23 protein-coding genes and 1 pseudogene are annotated in these 21257 nt (G+C 33.5%); 2 read left to right on the top strand and 22 right to left on the bottom strand.

What is annotated here, in order from left to right:
• Positions 1-46: 46 nt before the first annotated feature.
• The 19 genes from atpB to MHH94_RS03920 all read right to left on the bottom strand — a co-directional run bounded on the left by atpB (position 47) and on the right by MHH94_RS03920 (position 16339).
• Positions 47-769 (bottom strand): F0F1 ATP synthase subunit A, encoded by a 723-nt coding sequence (atpB, locus tag MHH94_RS04010; RefSeq protein ID WP_025904479.1) that lies wholly within the window; start codon positions 767-769, stop codon positions 47-49.
• Positions 770-799: 30 nt separating this feature from the next.
• Positions 800-1150, bottom strand: coding sequence for an ATP synthase subunit I (locus MHH94_RS04005; protein WP_025904478.1), 351 nt, complete (start codon positions 1148-1150; stop codon positions 800-802).
• Between the two features lie 162 nt (positions 1151-1312).
• Positions 1313-2449: a non-hydrolyzing UDP-N-acetylglucosamine 2-epimerase gene (gene wecB / locus MHH94_RS04000; protein WP_037589782.1), complete on the bottom strand. Its 1137-nt coding sequence runs from the start codon at positions 2447-2449 to the stop codon at positions 1313-1315.
• A 22-nt stretch (positions 2450-2471) separates the two neighbouring features.
• Positions 2472-3101: a uracil phosphoribosyltransferase gene (upp, locus tag MHH94_RS03995; RefSeq protein WP_025904476.1), complete on the bottom strand. Its 630-nt coding sequence runs from the start codon at positions 3099-3101 to the stop codon at positions 2472-2474.
• 22 nt (positions 3102-3123) lie between these two features.
• Complete coding sequence (gene glyA / locus MHH94_RS03990; protein ID WP_025904475.1) at positions 3124-4365, bottom strand: serine hydroxymethyltransferase; 1242 nt, start codon at positions 4363-4365, stop codon at positions 3124-3126.
• 24 nt (positions 4366-4389) lie between these two features.
• Positions 4390-4914: a TIGR01440 family protein gene (locus tag MHH94_RS03985; protein WP_048540920.1), complete on the bottom strand. Its 525-nt coding sequence runs from the start codon at positions 4912-4914 to the stop codon at positions 4390-4392.
• Positions 4911-5348, bottom strand: a complete 438-nt coding sequence (rpiB, locus tag MHH94_RS03980) for a ribose 5-phosphate isomerase B (RefSeq protein ID WP_025904473.1) — start codon at positions 5346-5348, stop codon at positions 4911-4913. The genes MHH94_RS03985 and rpiB overlap by 4 nt, the downstream gene beginning before the upstream one ends.
• A gap of 86 nt (positions 5349-5434) precedes the next feature.
• Positions 5435-5851 (bottom strand): low molecular weight protein arginine phosphatase, encoded by a 417-nt coding sequence (locus MHH94_RS03975; protein WP_106417266.1) that lies wholly within the window; start codon positions 5849-5851, stop codon positions 5435-5437.
• Complete coding sequence (locus MHH94_RS03970) at positions 5848-6894, bottom strand: L-threonylcarbamoyladenylate synthase (RefSeq protein ID WP_084755861.1); 1047 nt, start codon at positions 6892-6894, stop codon at positions 5848-5850. The genes MHH94_RS03975 and MHH94_RS03970 overlap by 4 nt, the downstream gene beginning before the upstream one ends.
• A 90-nt stretch (positions 6895-6984) precedes the next feature.
• Positions 6985-7839 carry a peptide chain release factor N(5)-glutamine methyltransferase gene (gene prmC / locus MHH94_RS03965; RefSeq protein WP_106417267.1) on the bottom strand — a complete coding sequence of 285 codons (855 nt, stop codon included), beginning with the start codon at positions 7837-7839 and terminating at the stop codon, positions 6985-6987.
• Positions 7826-8902, bottom strand: a complete 1077-nt coding sequence (prfA, locus tag MHH94_RS03960) for a peptide chain release factor 1 (RefSeq protein WP_048540928.1) — start codon at positions 8900-8902, stop codon at positions 7826-7828. Before prfA ends, prmC begins: the two co-directional genes overlap by 14 nt.
• Entirely contained in the window at positions 8895-9494 is a 600-nt protein-coding gene (locus MHH94_RS03955; protein ID WP_025904468.1) for a thymidine kinase, read from the bottom strand. The genes prfA and MHH94_RS03955 overlap by 8 nt, the downstream gene beginning before the upstream one ends.
• Positions 9495-9612: 118 nt before the next feature.
• A complete protein-coding gene (locus MHH94_RS03950; RefSeq protein WP_025904467.1) occupies positions 9613-9867 on the bottom strand; it encodes a type B 50S ribosomal protein L31 in 255 nt (84 codons plus the stop codon).
• A 109-nt stretch (positions 9868-9976) separates the two neighbouring features.
• The gene (gene rho / locus MHH94_RS03945) at positions 9977-11293 is read right to left on the bottom strand and encodes a transcription termination factor Rho (RefSeq protein ID WP_048540930.1); all 1317 of its coding nucleotides are present in this window, start codon (positions 11291-11293) and stop codon (positions 9977-9979) included.
• A gap of 215 nt (positions 11294-11508) precedes the next feature.
• On the bottom strand, positions 11509-12939 hold the full coding sequence (locus tag MHH94_RS03940) for an aldehyde dehydrogenase family protein (RefSeq protein WP_058591099.1): 1431 nt from the start codon (positions 12937-12939) through the stop codon (positions 11509-11511).
• Positions 12940-13109: 170 nt separating this feature from the next.
• Entirely contained in the window at positions 13110-13439 is a 330-nt protein-coding gene (locus MHH94_RS03935; protein ID WP_025904464.1) for a winged helix-turn-helix transcriptional regulator, read from the bottom strand.
• Between the two features lie 72 nt (positions 13440-13511).
• Positions 13512-14768, bottom strand: a complete 1257-nt coding sequence (locus MHH94_RS03930) for a UDP-N-acetylglucosamine 1-carboxyvinyltransferase (protein ID WP_048540934.1) — start codon at positions 14766-14768, stop codon at positions 13512-13514.
• Positions 14769-15042: 274 nt separating this feature from the next.
• Positions 15043-15900: a class IIb fructose-bisphosphate aldolase FdaB gene (fdaB, locus tag MHH94_RS03925; protein ID WP_025904462.1), complete on the bottom strand. Its 858-nt coding sequence runs from the start codon at positions 15898-15900 to the stop codon at positions 15043-15045.
• 85 nt (positions 15901-15985) lie between these two features.
• Positions 15986-16339: a response regulator gene (locus MHH94_RS03920; protein ID WP_078354904.1), complete on the bottom strand. Its 354-nt coding sequence runs from the start codon at positions 16337-16339 to the stop codon at positions 15986-15988.
• Between the two features lie 60 nt (positions 16340-16399).
• Between MHH94_RS03920 and MHH94_RS03915 the strand changes: the two genes are divergently transcribed.
• Positions 16400-16927, top strand: coding sequence for a DUF2529 family protein (locus MHH94_RS03915; RefSeq protein WP_058591101.1), 528 nt, complete (start codon positions 16400-16402; stop codon positions 16925-16927).
• Positions 16928-17147: 220 nt separating this feature from the next.
• Here the strand turns inward: MHH94_RS03915 and MHH94_RS03910 are convergent, their stop codons facing one another.
• The 3 genes from MHH94_RS03910 to MHH94_RS03900 form a co-directional block, all read right to left on the bottom strand.
• Positions 17148-18749: a CTP synthase gene (locus MHH94_RS03910; protein WP_025904459.1), complete on the bottom strand. Its 1602-nt coding sequence runs from the start codon at positions 18747-18749 to the stop codon at positions 17148-17150.
• Positions 18750-18894: 145 nt separating this feature from the next.
• The gene (gene rpoE, locus MHH94_RS03905) at positions 18895-19410 is read right to left on the bottom strand and encodes a DNA-directed RNA polymerase subunit delta (RefSeq protein WP_048540943.1); all 516 of its coding nucleotides are present in this window, start codon (positions 19408-19410) and stop codon (positions 18895-18897) included.
• 104 nt (positions 19411-19514) lie between these two features.
• Positions 19515-20375: a GNAT family N-acetyltransferase gene (locus MHH94_RS03900; RefSeq protein ID WP_167388713.1), complete on the bottom strand. Its 861-nt coding sequence runs from the start codon at positions 20373-20375 to the stop codon at positions 19515-19517.
• A 152-nt stretch (positions 20376-20527) separates the two neighbouring features.
• Here MHH94_RS03900 and MHH94_RS03895 point away from each other — a divergent pair.
• Positions 20528-21151: pseudogene (locus MHH94_RS03895) on the top strand (BCCT family transporter); the annotation flags it as partial.
• Positions 21152-21257: the final 106 nt, after the last annotated feature.

The following is a 21257-nucleotide window of genomic DNA, read 5'->3' as shown; positions in this document are numbered from 1 at the left end:
TTTCCTCCTAGAAATAAAAATATTAATTGTTTTTTTAAATTATATATTAATGATCGTCTGCCACTTTATGGGACATATAAACCATTGATAACATTACGAATATGTAAGCCTGAATTGAACCAATGAATATTGAGAATCCTTGCCATACTATCGCTGGTAAAACTGCTCCGAACGCGCCTAAAACGCCTCCAGCTGCTAATGTTGCTAATAATCCAAGTAATACTTCACCTGCGAATATATTACCGTATAAACGTAGACCAAGCGTTAATGTTGAAGCAAATTCTTCAACAATTTTGAATGGCACCATAAATGCTACTGGTTGTACAAATGATTTCAAGTAAGCTCCAGTACCACGCATTTTAACACCATAGTAATGTGTTAAAAGAACCATCAATGTTGCTAACGTTAATGTAACTGTTGGATCTGCTGTAGGTGATTTCCACCATAATGTATGTCCTACAACAATTGAGAACGGTAAACCTAACATATTTGATACAAATATGAAGAATATAAGTGTAACCGCCAAGAAGTGAAATCTTCCTCCGTCTTTCCATGCCATATTGCTTTGGATAATACCTTTTACAAAGTCAAATACCCATTCAATAAAGTTCTGTTTACCAGTAGGTCTAATTTTTAGATTCCTAGTACAGACAACAGCTATTACAAAGACGATAACTGCAGAAACTAACAACATTAACATACTTGAAAGATTGAAAACTAAATCAAATCCTCCCAAATTGATGGACCACATAGGTGATTCGTGTTCCATATCTTCACCTCTTTTCACAATTTTAATTATTTAATCGAGACTTTTCAGTGATTTAAACATAATTAATACATATGCTATCATCAAACCAAATAAAATCCCGATAATATCAACGATTAGTGGATATTTAAGCCAAAAACAGCAAGCAACGATTGTCACAAGATATCTGACCCAGTTTCCTGTTGATAATTGTAATGATTCAGCATTTTTAGCTCGATTGAGGTAAACTTCCCATGAAAACAAGTTAACAGCTGATGCTATTGTTCCAATAATAAGTCCTAAAACGAACTCATGTTTCAAGAAGAAATACACTACAACTAGAATAATAATAAAGAAAATAAAATACTGTAAATAAGACTTAAAAAAGCCCTTTATATCAAACATTCAGCTGAAACTCCTTAGATAAGTGGCATATCTTTGAAAACCGTTTCATCACACAATTTTCATGATAATATAGTGGACTTATAGTGTCAATGCTATGACAAAAATAGAAAACAAATTTTTGTCATTTTTTTGTCACAGAATTGACACAAACCACCACTTTAATTATTTTGTTCTAAATGGTTCCGGTGCTTCTTTCAGAATATCAAAATAATATTTAATATTTTCACATATTCTCTTAGAAGCGAGACCATCCCCATAAGGGTTTTGAGCGATACTCATTTTTTCATATAATGATTGATCATTTAGTAACGCTTTAGTTTCGTTATAGATGTTCTCTTCTTCTACACCTACAAGTTTCAATGTTCCAGCTTCAACGCCTTCAGGTCTCTCAGTCGTATCTCTTAAGACAAGTACTGGTTTACCTAATGAAGGTGCTTCCTCTTGAACACCACCTGAATCTGTTAAGATCAAGTGAGAATTAGCTGCAAAGTTATGGAAATCTATGACTTCTAAAGGTTCGATCAATTCTATACGGTCATGATCACTCAATATTTGGTTAGCAATTTCTCTAACCTTAGGATTTTTGTGCATTGGATATACGACAACAACATCTTCATGCTCCTCAACAATTTGTCTCACAGCTTTAAAAATGTTCTCCATCGGTTTACCAATGTTTTCACGTCTATGCGCAGTTAATAGCACGATGCGTTTACCTTCGTGACGTTTAATAATTTCACTTTCATAATCGTCAGTTACAGTAGTTGATAACGCATCTATAGCTGTATTACCTGTCACAACAATAGATTCGTCTTTTTTATTTTCCTGAAGTAAATTATGTTTAGACTGATCAGTTGGTGAGAAGTGTAAATCAGCAAGGACCCCCGTCATTTGTCGATTCATTTCTTCTGGGAATGGAGAATATTTATTCCAAGTTCTTAACCCTGCTTCTACATGGCCAATTGCAACTTCATTGTAGAATGCTGCTAAACTGCCTGCAAAAGTAGTAGTTGTATCTCCATGTACCAATATCATATCTGGCTTAGCTTCTTGAATAACACTTTCAAGTCCACCTAATACTCTTGATGTTACTTCTGAAAGTGTTTGCCCTTGTTTCATAATATTTAAATCATAATCCGGTGTAATATCAAATGTTTCTAGAACTGAGTCTAGCATTTCTCTATGTTGTGCTGTTACAACAACAATTGGTTGTAACTCCGGATCATTTTTTAATTCTAAAACTAAAGGTGCCATTTTAATAGCTTCAGGTCGCGTACCAAATATCGTCATAATTTTCTTCATTGTAATAAAATCCTCCTATTATCTATTTAGTGCCAAATAATCGATCACCTGCATCACCTAAACCAGGTGTAATGTATGCATGGTCATCTAATTTTTCGTCTAATGCAGCAATATAAATATCTACGTCTTCATGTGCTTCTTGTAATGCTTTAACCCCTTCAGGTGCAGCAATTAAGCCCATAAAACGTATTTTATTTGCTCCACGATTCTTTAATGATTGAATCGCTTCGATTGCTGATGCACCTGTAGCAAGCATAGGATCTACTACAATAATTTCTCTTTCTTCAATATCTTGTGGTAATTTCACAAAATATTCTACCGCTTCTAAAGTTTCTGGATCACGATATAACCCTACATGCCCTACTCTAGCAGCTGGAACGAGTTTCATAATACCATCTGTCATTCCAAGGCCAGCACGTAAAATAGGAATAAGTGCTAATTTCTTACCAGATAATCTTTGAGCGTTCATTTTAGTCACGGGTGTTTCGATTTCAACATCTTGTGTTTCAAAATCTCTCGTAACTTCATACGCCATAAGCATACCGACTTCATCGACAAGCTCTCTAAACTCTTTAGTGCCAGTTTTACGATCACGAATATAACTCAACTTATGCTGAATTAATGGATGATCAAAAACGTGTACTTTACCCATAAGTCTAGCCTCCAATAAATATTTATTTGTTGTAAAGTGGAAACTTAGAAGTTAGTGACAATACGCGTTCATGTGCTTCTTTTAATGTTTGTTCATCTTCTGGATTTTTAAGCACAAGTGCTATAATTCTACCTACTTCTTCAACTGCTTCCTCATCAAATCCGCGAGATGTTACTGCTGGTGTACCTAAACGAATACCACTTGTTACGAAAGGTTTTTCTTGATCAAATGGAATTGTGTTCTTGTTACATGTAATACCAACTTCATCTAAAGCATTCTCAGCTAATTTACCAGTAATGCCAAGAGAACCTTTAACATCTACACAGATAAGATGATTATCAGTACCGCCTGATACAATTCTTAAACCTTCGTCTTCTAGAGTTGCTGCTAATTTCTGAGCATTCTTAATTACTTGTTTTTGATATTCCTTAAATTCTGGTTGTAATGCTTCACCAAATGAAACTGCCTTACCAGCGATAACATGCATTAATGGACCACCTTGAATACCAGGGAAAATTGTTTTATCAATTTCTTTAGCATATTCTTCTTTACAGAAAATCATACCGCCTCTTGGTCCTCTTAATGTTTTGTGTGTTGTCGTTGTTACAAAGTCAGCATAATCAACAGGGTTCTGATGTAAACCTGCTGCTACTAAACCAGCGATATGAGCCATATCAACCATTAATTTAGCGCCAACTTCATCTGCTATTTCTTTGAATTTCTTAAAATCAATTTGTCTTGGATAAGCTGAAGCACCTGCTACGATTAATTTAGGTTGCGCTTCTTTTGCAACTCTCAAGATTTCTTCATAGTCAATTTGTTCATTTTCTTCAGAAACACCATACTCTACAAAGTTATATAACTTACCACTGAAGTTAACTTTTGCTCCATGAGTTAAATGTCCACCATGACTTAAGTTCATTCCAAGTACAGTATCACCCGGTTCTAAAGCTACAAAATAAACAGCCATATTTGCTTGTGATCCTGAATGAGGTTGTACATTTACGTGTTCTCCACCGAAAAGTTGTTTAGCTCTATCGCGTGCTAAATCTTCAACGATATCAACGTATTCACAGCCACCATAATAACGACGACCTGGGTAACCTTCTGCATATTTGTTAGTTAATACAGAACCTTGTGCTTCCATTACTGTTTCAGAAACAAAGTTCTCTGATGCTATAAGTTCGATATTATTATTTTGTCTATCAAACTCTTTTTCCATTGCTTTGAAAAGTTCTTCGTCTTGCTTTTTAATTAATGACATGTACAATCCCTCACTTTTAAGAATTTAATACTTTGCTCTTTCGCCGCCTATTAATTTAGGACGACTCTTAGCTATTGTAACAATAGCTTCTCCAATGCGCTTAGTTTCAATTGATACAGGTACTGCGACGTGCTTTAAATGCATACCAATTAGTGTTTGACCAATATCAATACCTTTATCGCATTGAATGTGTTCAACAACTATTGGGTCTTTCATGTGTTGGTATGCATAAGTTGACAAACTACCTCCAGCATTGGCTTGTGGTACAACAGAAACTTCAGTCATTGTATAAGGATCAAATATTTCTCGCTCGATTGTTATTGCACGGTTAATATGTTCGCAACCTTGAAACGCAAAGTGAACACCTGTCTCTTTATGTATAAAATCAAGACTTTCATAAATAACCTTAGCGACATCAATCGAACCATCTGAACCTATCTTTGAACCTTTAACTTCTGATGTAGAACACCCAATGATGCATAGTTCTTGATTGTTAAAGAAATCAATAGACTTAAGTTCATTCAACAATTGTTTTAAATCTTCTTTCATGAACAACCGCCTTCAATCTTGTCTATACGTCTTTGGTGCCTACCGCCTTCGAATTCACTTGTCAACCAAGTCTTGACGATGAGAAGTGCTAAACCTTCACCTATAACACGTTGGCCCATTGCTAATACATTAGAATCGTTATGTTGTCTCGTCACTTCAGCAGTAAAAACATCATGCACAAGTGCACAACGAATCCCCTTTACTTTATTCGAAGCGATAGACATACCAATTCCAGTTCCACAAATCAAAATTCCTTTATCAAACGTTCCATCAGCAACACTTTCAGATACTGGTCTTGCATAATCTGGATAATCTACCGACTCACCTTTATGTGTACCAAAATCTTTATATTCAATGTTCATTTCATCAAGTAATTGTTTGATTGCTTCTTTGTATTCATAGCCACCATGGTCTGCTGCAATAGCTACTTTCATCTTCCCACCTCCCAATTTGTTTATACTATAATATTATAACTTATTTTCTATGTGTGTTATAGCAATTCTGCAAATTATTTGAATTCTTAATTACTTTGTAATAAATCTTCAATCAGTGCTCTCAATTCTTCGTAAGTATTTTGATAAATGATTTGTGACTGACCAAAGGGATCTGAGACATCTCCCTTTTCGCCTCTTACGTATTGCTTTATTGAATGAATGTTGTGATGTTTATATTGTGATTCTAGAATCATTTTATGAGTTTCAGTCATGGTTAAGATAATATCAGCATCTAAATCTTGCTCTGAAAATTGTTTGGCAGTATCAGGTATGGGCAAATCATTTTTAAAGATGATATCCATTGATTGCGGAGATATTGGTGTCCCATCTAAAGCTGAAATGCCTCTAGATTGAATATTATATTCAGGTTTAATATCTTTGGCTATCGCTTCAGCCAATGGACTTCTACAAGTGTTGCCTGTACATACAAAAACTATTTTCACAATTCATCTTCTCCTTTAATATTATGACCACTTGCTTTATCAATTCTATTCATTAGTGCGATCGTATCGTCATTTCTTTCGTAGCCACTTATATAAATTTCATCAATATTTGTAAGTTGATCTGCTATTCGCAAAGCATCATACAAATCGTGATGCGCACCTTTAATATCTGAAACATCTCTACCAAGCGGTATAAAAGTCATTTGTTCTGAGATTAATGGCTCAATACTTTTAGGACCTATTACTGCTATCTTTTTAGAAATATCATCAGACAAACCCATTTGTTTTGTAATACCACCTTCTATTAATGTTACAGGTTGCGAAGGTGCATAATGTTTATATTTCATACCTGGCGCAATTGGTTTTTCCAGATCTAACTTTTCGTTAATAATACTGTTTGGCAGCACTTTATTAATCATCTCTATTGTTATTGAACCAGGTCGTGCAATTTTAAATGGATAACTAGTACAATCTATTACAGTACTTTCTATACCTTCATCAATATCTTCTGCTTGAATGATGCCATATATTCTTCCATCCAAATCATGTTTTACATGTTCAAATTTAGTTGGTGAAGGTCGTCCACTTATGTTGGCACTTGGTGCCGCAATAGGTAAATTTGTTAATTGTAGAACTGCTCTACCGACATGATGACTTGGCATGCGAACAGCAACAGATTGTAAACCACCCGTAACACGATCACTTAAAAATCCTGACTTGTAAGGAACAATAAAAGAAATGGGTCCTGGCCAAAAAGCATCCATTAAAATTTCAGTTTCTTTAGATATATTTTGGGTGAAGTCATTTAATTGAGATTTATCATGTATATGTACAATAAGTGGATTATCAGATGGTCTACCTTTTGCTACATATATTTCTTTAACTGCTTCTTCATCTTTTGCACTAGCACCTAATCCATATACCGTTTCAGTTGGTAAAGCAATCAATTTATTTTGATGATATCCTGCAATAATCTCATCGATTTGTGGATAACTTTGTAAGTTATGAACATACTTACGCACATCCCAAACATTTGTTTCCAATGCATTTCTTCCCTTCTTTAAAGCATTTATTGTATTAAAACAAAAGTTATCCACACAACGTGGATAACCCCCGTTAAATGTGCATAACTTCTATTGATTATTCCAATTAAATTGTATCATACGATTGTTTTGATTTATATCTTGAATGATTTTTACATCTTCAACATTCAAATGGGTTTGAATAAAGTCTTTTAATATCTCACCTTGCAAATGACCAATTTCAAAAATGACGAGTCCATTATCTGACATAACGTGTTCTATATTTAGTATAATATCTTTATATATCGCTAAGCCATCATCTTCAGCAAATAAAGCCAAATGTGGTTCATAATTTAAGACAGTATCAGGCATTTCTTTTTGTTCTTCATATGAAATGTACGGTGGATTTGAAACGAGCACATCCACTTTAATATTTTCTTTAATCAGCGGTTCTAAAGATTTACCCTTTAGAAATTCTATCGGTGCTTCAAGTGTTGATGCATTTGTTTTGGCAATTGATAGTGCTTCTTCACTAATATCAGTCGCGATAACAGATAAATCAGGTCGCTCTTTTTTCAGCGTGATCGCAATAGCACCTGTACCTGTTCCTATGTCACATACGACTACTTGCTTGTTCTGAATCATTTGTAATGTTTGATAGACAAGTTCTTCTGTTTCTGGTCTAGGTATTAATACATGTTGGTTCACTTTGAACTTTCTACCATAAAATTCTGCGAAACCTGCAATATATTGTACGGGCTCACCTTCATACATACGTTCTCTACTATTTAAATAAGCATCCAAAATATTAGAAGGTACATCTTGATTTAAATTCATGGCAACTTGCGTTCTAGACATACCCGAAATATCCTCTAATAACCAATCAGCACGAGAGGTTTCAAACCCTCGTGCTGATAATCCATCATAAGTTTCATTTAGTAACTGTTGAAAATTATAATTGGCCATTATTCAATTCTTCCAATTTTTCCGTTTGTTCATGCAACGTTAATGCATCGATAATTTCGTCAACTTTACCTTCCATAATTTGATCTAACTTCTGTAAAGTTAATCCTATACGATGGTCAGTTACTCTGTTTTGAGGATAGTTATACGTTCTAATTCTTTCTGAACGATCTCCTGTACCAACAGCTGACTTTCTTTTTTCAGCATATTTAGCATTCTCTTCTTGAACCATCATATCGTAAACTCTGGCTTTCAATACTTTAAATGCTTTTTCACGGTTCTTAATTTGAGATTTTTCAGATGATGTCGCAACAATACCAGTTGGTAAATGTGTAATACGTACAGCTGAGTCTGTCGTATTGACGTGCTGACCACCAGAACCACTAGAACGGTATGTTTCGATTTTTAAATCTTCAGATCTAATATCAATTTCAACATCTTCAGCTTCTGGTAATACTGCAACTGTTGCTGTAGAAGTATGAATACGTCCACCTGATTCAGTTTCTGGTACACGTTGTACACGGTGTGCGCCATTTTCATATTTAAGTTTACTGAATGCACCGTTTCCTTGAATAGAAAAGCTGACTTCTTTATAGCCACCATGGTCACTAATATTCTCTTCAACAACGTCAATTTTGTAGCCATGTGCTTCAGCAAATCTTGAATACATTCTGAATAAGTCGCCTGCGAAAATAGCCGCTTCATCTCCACCTGCTGCGCCACGAATTTCCATAATAACGTTCTTATCATCGTTAGGGTCTTTAGGAATAAGTAGGAATTTTAATTCAGATTCTAATTCAGGTACACGTTTAGTAAGACTATTAATTTCTTCTTTCAACATATCTTGTTCTTCTTTATCTGTTGTTTCGTTTAACATTAATTTAGCATCTTCAATGTCACCTTTAACAGATTTATAAGTTCTATATACATCAACTGTCTTTTGTAAGTCAGATTGTTCTTTTGAATATTTTCTTAGCTTGTCTGTATCCGAAACGACATCCGGATCACTAAGTAATTCATTTAATTGTTCATATCTATTTTCAACAATTTCTAATTGATCAAACATTTATATCACTCCTTATTTCAGTTCTAATTATATGATGATCTCTACATCTTGGTTCATAACTTTCGTCAGCACCTACTAAAATAATCGGATCATCAATATGGGCAGGTTCACCATTAATAAGTCTTTGTGTTCGACTTGATGGAGATCCACATACTGCACATACCGCTTGTAATTTCGTAACAATTTCCGCAACTGCCATCATTTCAGGCATTGGTTCGAATGGCACACCTTTAAAGTCCATATCTAATCCAGCTACAACAACTCGATAGCCTTCTTCTGCTAACTTTTGTGCTACGCTTACGATTTCATTATCAAAAAATTGGACTTCATCTATTCCAATAATATCGATGCCTTGTAAATCATATTTTAATATTTGACTAGAATGTTCTATGCTGATTGCATCAAGTTGATTTCCATTATGAGATACTACAGCTTCTTCACTATATCGATTATCAATAGATGGCTTAAATACTTTTACATTTTGTTTCGCATATAAACCTCTTCTCAGACGTCTTATAAGCTCTTCTGACTTACCACTAAACATACTTCCGCAAATACATTCTATCCATCCGGAATGGTAATTTTCGTACATACTACTTATCCACCTTTTTCAACATAATCGCTTAATTATATCATATTATTTTTACTTATTTATTAATTTTTACAAAAAAAAGCACCCTTTATAAAAGGATGCTTGATTCGCTTCATAATTAGTTGTTTGATTTGAAACCAAATTTTTTGTTGAAGCGTTCCACACGACCATCCGCAGATGCGAATTTTTGACGTCCTGTATAGAATGGATGTGAATCTGAAGAGATATCTAAACGGATAACTGGGTATTCGTTTCCATCTTCCCATTCCATAGTTTCATTTGAAGTACGTGTTGAACCACTTAAGAATTTGAAGTCTGTAGTTGTATCTAAAAAGATAACTTTATTATACTCTGGATGAATTCCTTGTTTCATTTTTTTCAGCTCCTTTGCCCTGAACCATCTGGAACAGAGTTTATTTGTGACTTATTCACTCAATACTTACATATTATATATGTTGAAGAATTAAAATGCAACCTTAAATTTATATAATCGGTTTACCAGTCTTGGCACTATCGACCATAGATTTTCTTAAAACTTCAAAGAATTCTTCGTTAGAATTCGTGCGTTTTAACTTTCTAATAAATCTTTCAGAGAAATCATTTGAATCAGTAAATAAATTACGTAACTGCCAAATCATTTCAAGTTCTTCTTTATCTAATAGCAATTCTTCTTTACGTGTTGAACTTCTTCTAATATCAATTGCAGGGAACACTCTCTTCTCAGACAATTTACGATCTAAATGAAGTTCCATATTACCTGTACCTTTAAATTCTTCATAAATCATATCGTCCATACGAGAACCTGTTTCAACTAATGCAGTCGCTAAAATTGTTAAACTGCCACCCGCTTCAATATTTCTAGCAGCTCCGAAGAAATGTTTAGGTCTATGAAGGGACGCTGGATCTAAACCACCTGATAATGTTCTACCACTTGGTGGCACGACTAAGTTATATGCTCTTGCTAATCTTGTTAATGAATCCATTAATATAATTACGTCTTCACCGATTTCAACAAGACGTTTAGCTCTTTCAAGTAATAATTCAGCCACTTTAACATGATGTTCTGGCGGCTCATCGAATGTTGAGTTAACAACTTCAGCTTGTTCAACAGAACGTTCAATATCCGTTACTTCTTCTGGACGTTCCCCAATTAATAATACAAATAATTTCGCTTTTGGTTGGTTAATTGCGATAGCATTAGCAATTTCTTTAAGTAATGATGTCTTACCAGCTTTAGGTGGCGCTACAATCATTCCACGTTGTCCTAGACCTATTGGCGTAATTAAATCCATAATTCTAGTTGAATAATTTTTACTTGTAGTTTCTAATTGGATACGTTGTTGTGGGTATAGAGGGGTTAACGCTTGAAAGTGTGGTCTTTTTTTAACTTCTTCTGCATTTTGATCATTTACAAAGTCAACTTGTAACAATCCGTAATACTTTTCGTTTTCTTTAGGTTTTCTAACTTTACCAGTTACTTTGTCACCTTTTTTAATCTCAAAGCGTCTAATTTGGCTAGCAGATATATAAATATCTTTTTCACCTTTAGAATAGTTAACGGTACGTAAAAAGCCATAACCATCAGGTTGAATATCATCTAAGATACCTTCCATATAATAGTTGCCGTCTTTTTCCATTTGAGCTTCCATAATTGCTAAGACAAGTTCTTTTTTATTTAATTTACTATAATTTGTTATTCTCAGTTCTTTTGCCTTTGATGTTAATTCTTTAGTTGTATAGTTCTTGTATAATTCGTGAAACGATTCATACTGAGGACTTGTTCTAACTCTTTCAGCCATTTTTATGACACCCATTTCTTAAAAATCTCATTCATTTTTATCAGATTTATAATCTGCCTTTAAACTATAGCATTTTTTTATGAAGATGACAAAATAAGTTATATATAAATTATGTTAAAATATTTCACTTTTTTAAACAATAATAACCATCATACAAAAAGACTGAAACACCTAAATGTTCCAGTCTCAAAAATATATTATATTTTGTAATTTTACTATTCTTTAAAATAACCTGGAATTGCTTTAATTTCTAAGAATTCTTCAATTCCATAGTCGCCCCATTCTCTACCAATACCTGATTGTTTATAACCACCGAATGGTAAATTAGGTTTTCTACCTGCATCATTAATTTCCACAGTACCTGCTTCTAATGCTTTAGCAACTTCTCTTACACGTTCTAAATCTTTACCATATACATATGCTGCTAAACCATAAATTGTATCATTAGCAATTTCAATTGCTTCATCTAAGTCTTTATAAGTAATAATTGTACCTACTGGACCGAATATTTCTTCTTGAGCAATTGTCATATCATTTGTTACATCAGTAAATAATGTTGGTTTAACGAAGTAACCTTTTTCAAGGCCGTCTGGTTTACCAACACCACCATGTAATAATGTTGCACCTTCATCGATACCTTTTTGAATATAGCTTTGAACTGTATCAAATTGTTTTTTAGATACAACTGGACCAGCATCTTGGCCAGCTTCTCTAGGATTACCAACTTTAACATTTTCAATTGCTTTTTTAGCTGCTGCGATAAATTCATCTTTAATACTTTCTGGTACTAATGTACGTGTACCTGCAGTACAAACTTGACCAGTATTTTGTACGAATTTAGCAACTGCACCTTTAGCTGCTTCTTCGATATCTACATCATCTAACACTACTAATGGTGATTTACCACCTAGTTCTAATGATACTTTTTTGAAGTCTTTAGCAGAGTTTTCCATAATTTTTCTACCAGTTGGGCCAGAACCCGTAAATGACATCATACGTACATCAGGATGTGAACTTAATGGATCACCAACACTTTGGCCATCACCATTGACTAAGTTGAACACACCTTTAGGCACGCCAGCTTTTTCAAATATTTCAGCTAAAATAATTGCTGCAAATGGTGTTTCTTCAGATGGTTTTAAGACTACAGGTGAACCTGCAGCAAATGCACCAGCTAATTTTAATGATGTTTGGTTAGTTGGGAAGTTCCATGGTGTTACTAATCCAGAAACACCGATAGCTTCTTTAATAACTAAATCATCACCACGACGTTCTTCAAATTGAATTGAATCGATCGCTTTACTTGCTTCTCTAAAATGATTTAAGCCCATTTGATAATGAACAGATTCTGATTTTTCAATTGGTGAGCCTAGCTCATCCGTCATAACATCTATTAAATCTTCTTTTCTATTTTCGTATTCATCTGCAATTCTTTCTAGTAAAGCTTTTCTTTCTTCTAAAGAAGTATTTCTAAATTTCACGTACACTTTTTTAGCGGCAGCTACAGCGTCACCAACATCTTGTTTGTTACCTGCAGCAATTTTACCCATTACTTCTTCTGTAGCAGGGTTTATAACATCTAATGTTTTTCCACTATGACTTTCAACCCATTCGCCATTTATATATTGCTTGATATCTTGTCTCATGAATTATCTACTCCTTTATATTTGTTACATTAGTTATTATAGTATGGATGATAGTCATAATTAAAATAATCTGTTTGGGAATTGAATAATTTAAATTTCAAACAAATAAAACACCCGCCAACGAAATGAGTTTCATCGCATTGACGGGTACTTTATAATATTCAATTCGTTTAGGAATGATTTTCTTGCAATTCCACATTTTTTTGTGCCCACTCTTCTAATGGTACAAGCGCTTGTGCTAATTCGTATCCTTTAGTTGTTAAATGATATTCAACTGATAGAGGCGTTGTTGTAACAACTTTCTTCTCAACTAATCCCCAATCACTTAATTCAGTTAATTTAAGAGATAATGCTCTAGGTGTAATACGTCTTAAGTCTCTTTTCATATCAGAAAAATGAGCCGAACGTTCATCACAACGTGACAAATAATTAAGTATTAAACCATTCCAACTGCGTCCTATTACTTTAAAAGTTTCTTCCAAATAAGGACATACTTCCATGTTACTCACCTCTTTAACTTCTATATTGCCATTATACTACACTTTATATACAAAGTATATATTTTATACTTGTTATACGGTTTCAGTCCAAATATCAGCACCGAGTGCTTTTAATTTTTCAACAATACCGCTATATCCTCTATGAATATGCTTCACATTATAAACAGTTGTAACACCTTCAGAGATTAAACCAGCAATTAATAAAGATGCACCTGCTCTTAAATCACTTGCTGCTACACTTGCGCCTGTCAATTTAGATGGGTAATAAATAGCTGTGCCGTTTTCTAAATTCACATTAGCACCCATTCTAATCAATTCATCAACATGTTTAAATCTTGCAGGATAAATTGTTTCTGTTATTTTACTTTGACCATTTGCTTTTAATAATAAAGGTGTGAACGGTTGTTGTAAATCTGTCGCAAATCCAGGATAAACAGCAGTTTGTATATCAACTGGTTTATATTCATCTTTACCTTTAATTAAGACCGAATCTTCACCTAAATCGATTTCAGTACCCATCTCTCTTAATTTAGCGATTAATGGTTCTAAATGTAAAGGAATGATATTTTCGATGTACACTTCTTCACCCATGGCTGCTGCTGCACACATGTATGTACCTGCTTCTATTCTATCAGGAATAATTGTATGTTTCGTACCATGCAAGGATTCTACACCTTCAATTTTCAATGTATCTGTGCCTGCACCTCTAATTTTAGCGCCCATATTATTTAATAATGTCGCAACATCAACAATTTCCGGTTCTTTCGCTGCGTTTTCAATTACTGTTTTACCTTTTGCTAAAGAAGCTGCTAACATAATATTGATCGTTGCACCAACGCTAACAACATCCATAAATATTTTAGCACCAACTAATTCTTCTGCTATTAAATACATCGCACCTTGTTCATTTGTTACTTTTGCACCTAGTGCTTCAAAACCTTTAATATGTTGGTCAATTGGTCTAGGGCCTAAAGGACAACCACCAGGTAAACCAATTACACATTTTTTAAAACGTCCAAGCATAGCACCCATCATATAATAAGATGCTCTTAAAGATTGTACTTTATTGTTAGGTAAAGGGAGATTCACTGCATCGCTTGAATCAACGACAAGCTGATCACCATTTAATTCTGTTTTTATATTTAAATCACCAAGTAGGCTCATTAAAGTTTTGACATCTGAAATATCTGGTAGTCCATCTAATGTCACAACATCATTCGCCATTAAACTTGCTGGAATAAGTGCAACTGCACTATTTTTAGCACCACTTATTTGCACTTTACCATTTAATTTTTTGCCACCATTTATTTTTATAACTTCTTGAGACATATGTTTACTCCTTTACTTCATCGTCTTAGAGAATGCATACTCTCTCAACATGAATAGATAATTATTTCCATTATATACTATTCAATAAGATAAACGCAAAAACATAAAAAGTAAATAGAAATGACATAATTTACTACGAAAGAAGTATCAAATTTTAAATTTTTGAAATTAAAATAAATTGAGTAAACGTATTGAATAAATATTCAATTTTTCTTTAAAAACAGAAAAAACTACTACAAGCACGATGCTTGTAGTAGTTTGAATTTAATTAAAATTAAGCTTGGTTAGAAGTACCAAATTCTTGGATTTTACCTTTAACTGTTGCTTTAATTGCTTCACGAGCAGGTCCTAAGTATTTACGTGGATCGTAAACTTCGCTGTCGTTATTTAACACTTCACGAACTGCTTTAGCAGATGCGATTTGGTTTTCAGTGTTAACGTTGATTTTAGCTGTACCGAAAGTGATAGCTTTTTTGATATCGTGAGTTGGGATACCAGTACCACCGTGTAATACTAATGGTAAACCAGTTGAAGCACCGATTTCTTCCATTTCTTTGAAACCTAAGTTTGGTTCACCTTTGTAAGGTCCGTGTACTGAACCTAATGCAGGAGCTAAAGTATCAATACCAGTTCTTTCAACTAATTCTTGACATTCTTTAGGATCAGCATAGATAACGCCTTCTGCAACTACGTCATCTTCTTGTCCACCAACAGTTCCTAATTCAGCTTCAACAGAAACACCGTTAGCATGAGCATATTCAACTACTTTAGAAGTAATTTCGATGTTTTCTTCGAATGGGTGGTGAGATGCATCGATCATTACTGAAGTGAATCCAGCATCGATAGCTTCTTTACATTTTTCGAAACTTGAACCGTGGTCAAGGTGAATAGCAACTGGAATCGTAATGTTGTAATCTTCAATTAAACCTTCAACGATTTTAACGACAGTTTTGAAACCACCGATATAACGTCCAGCTCCTTCAGATACACCAAGGATAACAGGAGCATTTTCTTCTTGTGAAGCTTGAAGAATAGCTTGTGTAAATTCTAAGTTATTGATGTTGTATTGACCAACAGCATAACCATTTTCTTTTGCTTTAATTAACATTTCTTTCATTGAAACTAAAGGCATTGAGTTTCCTCCTAATGTGCAAGGCACGAATTATTTACAAAATTATTATATCAAACTTTGTGAACATATGCACCTTTTGAAAGCCCTATCCTAAATGTTTTCTTACAATTTTCATAACTTCTTCAATTGTAAACGGCTTCATTAGCACGCCTGTAATATTTCCTTTTTTTAAAACTTCTAACTCGGTAGATGATTGAAATGCTGAAATGATATAAACCGGAATATTTTTATCAGATTTTCTAATTTCGGCAAACACTTCTTCACCAGAAATTCCAGGCATTCTTTTATCTATAAAAATCAGTTTATAAGTATTTTTATGAAATAATTCAATGCCATCCGCTCCATTTTTAGCAGTATCTACATTAAAATGATTTAATTCCATAATTTCTTTTAATAATTGTCTAATATTCTTTTCATCATCTATAATAAGTACATCCATTGAAGATACCCCACTTTTTCTATAAAATAAATTTAATGACATTAATAAGGAGAATACAAATTGCTTAAAATATTTAATACACAATTAAACGGCATATTTAGTAAAATAGATGCCCAAATTGAAGAAATTGAAATTGCGTCCCAACTGCTTATGCAAGCAGCAAACGGTGAAGGCAAAATACGCATTAAAACTTTCGACGAAATCAATCATTTTCAAGCATTTATGACTGACAGTAACGAAAGCTTACCACATTCAGAAACACTCAATACTTTAGATGAAATCAAAAAGATCGACTCTACTGACCGTGTATTATTAGCCGGAGCTTCCTTTACTGAAGAACTCAACGAATGGATTACAAAATTAAACGAATACGATATAGATTTTGTCGTAATAGCTAATAAAGATAAAGACAATAAAACACATGAAGCACTTATGCATTATATTGACTTATCAACACCAAGAGCAATCGTTCCAACCGCTGATTACAGTAAAATTATTACCCCACATCTTATGGCTTTAAATTATATATATTATATCATGTTTGCTGAAATGCATGAGATTACACAAGATTTAAATGAAGAAATCTAGTAATAGTAGATAATGGGGTTGAGTTTTATGAGTTGGTGGATAATGGAGGTTTTAGTTACAATTCATATGAGTTTTGTAATTACCGCACCCGTTACGAACAAGTTTACCCAAAAGTGTTCACAACGCAGCATACTATAATCTTCAATTATATAATCCCACAAAAAAGCGCCCTCTATCTTAAATACTTGAAAAAGTATTAGGATAAAGGGCGCTATATATATTATTTATTTTGAATACTTGCTTCTACAAATCCTCTGAATAATTTTTGTGGACGTGTTGGTCTAGATAAGAATTCTGGATGGAATTGACATGCTACAAACCATGGGTGATTTTCTAATTCTACGATTTCTACTAATCTACCATCTGGGCTTGTTCCTGAGAATTTCATACCTTTTTCTTCTAATCTTTCGCGATATTCATTATTAAATTCATAACGGTGACGGTGTCTTTCGTCTACTTCTAATTCACCATAGACTTTATGTGCAATTGTACCTTCTTCAATTTTACATGGGTAAACGCCTAATCTTAATGTTCCGCCTAAATCTTCGATGTCTTTTTGTTCTGGTAATAAATCGATAATTGGGTATGGTGTGTTTGGATCTAATTCAGCTGAATGTGCATCGTTTAATCCAACTACGTTTCTAGCAAATTCTACTGTTGCTAATTGCATACCTAAACAAATACCTAAGTATGGTACGTTATTTTCACGTGCATATTGAATTGCTAATATCTTACCTTCTACACCTCTATCTCCAAATCCGCCTGGTACTAAAATACCATCTACATCTGCAAGTTCTTTTTGATAGTTTGTTTCATTTAATTTTTCAGAGTCAATCCATTTAATTTCAACGTCTGATTTAAAATCATAACCAGCATGTTTTAATGCTTCTGCAACTGATAAGTATGCATCTTGTAAGCTAACATATTTACCTACTAAACCAATTTTCACTGATCCTTCTAAATTACGAACAGTGTCTAATAATTGGTTCCACTCTGTTAATTCCGCTTCTGGTGCAGCTTCTAAGTCTAATCTTTCAATGACGATATCATCCATATGTTGTTCTTTTAATGCTAATGGAATTTGATATAACGTATCAGCATCTCTACATTCAATGACTGCACGTTTGTTAATGTCACAGAATAATGCAATTTTATCTCTTAAATCTTGAGTCATTTCATACTCAGTACGTACCACAATTAAATCTGGTTGAATACCTAAACCTCTTAACTCTTTTACACTATGTTGTGTTGGTTTTGTCTTCATTTCACCAGCAGCTTTAATATATGGAAGTAACGTACAATGGATGTACATAACATTTTCACGACCAAGATCACTCTTGATTTGTCTAATTGCTTCTATAAATGGTAAAGATTCAATATCACCTGTTGTACCACCAATTTCAGTAATCACAACATCAGCATTTGTACTTTCGCCAGCCATTAATAATCTTGATTTAATTTCATTTGTAATATGCGGGATAACTTGGACTGTACCACCTAAGAAATCGCCACGTCTTTCTTTTTTAAGTACGTGAGAATAAACTTTACCTGCTGTTACATTTGAATATTTATTAAGATTAATATCAATAAATCTTTCATAATGTCCTAAATCTAAGTCTGTTTCTGCTCCATCTTCAGTTACAAAAACTTCACCATGTTGATATGGACTCATTGTACCTGGATCAACATTTAAGTATGGGTCAAACTTTTGAATCGTTACATTTAATCCTCTATTTTTAAGTAATCTCCCTAGTGATGCTGCTGTAATACCTTTACCAAGAGACGATACTACGCCACCTGTTACGAATATGAACTTTGTCATGTTTGTACCTCCATTTATTTTTTAAAAAATAAAAAACGCTCCCACTTACATTGTTAAAAATGTAAGGAGGGAGCGCTATATTTATACGATTGTCCTATTTAAAGGAGCCCAAATAAAATATTACCATCTTTTAAAGAAAAGTCAATTAAAATTCGTCTTCTTCGTCTTCCTCATCTTCGTCTTCTTCATCTACAACAAGACCAGCTTCATCTAATTCATCTTCTACTTCTTCATCTTCAGGGTCTTCAGGATCATTTAAACCTTCTTCATCATCTTGATCAATTGTAATATCAAGTTCTTTAGTTTTGTCTTCTTCCCCTAATAATGAAATTTCTGAATCAGCTTCATCGTCTTCATCTAGAACATTGAATTTTTGAATTGTTGGTGCAATTTTTTCTTCGATATCGTCAACTGAATACCAGTCACGAAGTCCCCAAATATTCTCACCCACACTTAAGAAGCGTCCATCAGTATTTAAGTCCGTATAAAATTGTAAAATACGATTCTCAATTTCTGAATCAGTATAATTACCTAAGCTTTTGAATTCGTCTATCATATCATATAAGTTTGTTTCTTTACCGTTCTCTGTTAATAAAATATAAGCCATTTCGATAAATGAATGCTCATCTACCATTTCTTTTGTGAAATCTTTTAATTTCATGCTTTACTCTTCCTTTCAACAATCGAACTATTGTCGCACATTAATATTTATAATCATAACAGTTTACGATTATAATTGACAAGATGATTTTTAGCAAATGTTAGTTAATACTTAATATATTTCATGAGTTTAATATAGTCCTCTGATTTTTGTATTTCTACAAATCGTGCTTTCTCACATAACGGTTTCAATTTATTGTTTGAACCGAATAAAGTGATGTGTATTTCTTTCTTATCTTCAAACCTTCTTCTAACAAAAGTACTTAACTGTCTTAAAGCACTCTCTGCGATACCTTCTTTTCTTTCGTCTTCTTCAACTTCTATACTACGAATATCAAAATAGTGATCTTTATCTTCTAATACGATGATACCTACTTTTTGATTATCTTTCATTAAATGTATATCGACAAATTCATTATCTAAATCATCTTCATTTAATACAAGTTTCAATGAAGATACATATTTTGAATCTAAATCTAAATAATATAATCGTTCTTTACCTAATGGTCCTTCTTCTTTTGTAGCTGTATGCATAAAGCCAGCTCTTTCATATAAATTCCATGCTGCCTCATTTTCAGCATCTACTACTAAATATAAATGATCAAAATCAGGGAACACATGTTGAACATACTCAGGTAAATTCATCATTATAGTCGTGCCATACCCATTTCCTTGATACTTTTCATTGATTGATAATGAACGTATATAAACAACATTATGCGGTGTATCATAACCTTCGTGTTGATAATACTTATGCAATACAAAGAAACCAACTATGTCGTCTTGTTCATTTACAACGACATTAGGTCTTCTATCAGGATCTTCGATAGCACCATCCAACACTTCTTTAGGTAATGAAGAATAAATTTGTTGTCGTTCATTTAATTCAAAATCATATAGTGCCGTTCTCATATGTTCTTCAAATGGTTTAATGACGATTTCACCGAATGATTTAGCTTTCATGATTGATATCCCTCCGTTTGTTTATATATATCATAACGAATTTTACATTCAATGCGCAATTAAGAACCTTAGGAAACGTAATTATAATCCACATGTTAGTTTGATTTTGATGAGGATAATAGAAATAAGACTGCATAATTTAAAGGGGGATATTAATGAAACAGTCAAAAGAAAATACAGACAGGCATAATAATAAGACAACATTAGTATTTTGGGTATCAATGTCTATTATGTTATTAGTGACTTTAATTGCTGGAATTTTTCCAAATGGTTTTGGTAAATATGCTAATATATTATATACATTTATATCTAACAGTACAGGATGGTTATTCTTAATCATCGTATTCGTTTTAGATATTTTTTTAATTGGGTTAGCCATAACAAGGTTTGGTCGATTTAAACTCGGTAGAGACGACGAAGAACCAGAATTCTCATTTATATCATGGGTCGGCATGTTATTGTCTGCTGGTCTCGGTGTCGGGATTGTATTCTGGGGTGTAGCTGAACCAATGACACATTACTTAAAATCACCACTTCCAAATGAAGTAGATGGCTCTACATTAGAATCAGCTCGACTTGCAATGGGTTATACATTTTTCCATTGGGGCATTTCACAATGGTCTATCTTTGCAATGGCAGGGCTTATAGTAGCTTACTTCCAGTTTAGAAAAAGAAGAGACGGTTTAATATCTACAGCAATGGAACCTGTATTTGGTGAAACTTATAAAAAACCATTCAGAAATATTATCGATATCCTAGCGATAGTCGCAACAGTAATGACTTATATAGATGATGACACAGATTTCTCTAAGTCATTAGAAGAACGTGAAGAAGAAGTAAAATAATTAAAAAAGGCACCATTCATTGTTTAAATTAATGAATGGT

The organism is Mammaliicoccus sp. FSL K6-3158 (assembly GCF_038005105.1).
In the GTDB taxonomy this organism is placed as follows: Bacteria; Bacillota; Bacilli; order Staphylococcales; family Staphylococcaceae; genus Mammaliicoccus; species Mammaliicoccus sciuri.
Note: the sequence above shows the minus strand (reverse complement) of the source record. Positions and strands in the feature narration are given on the sequence as shown.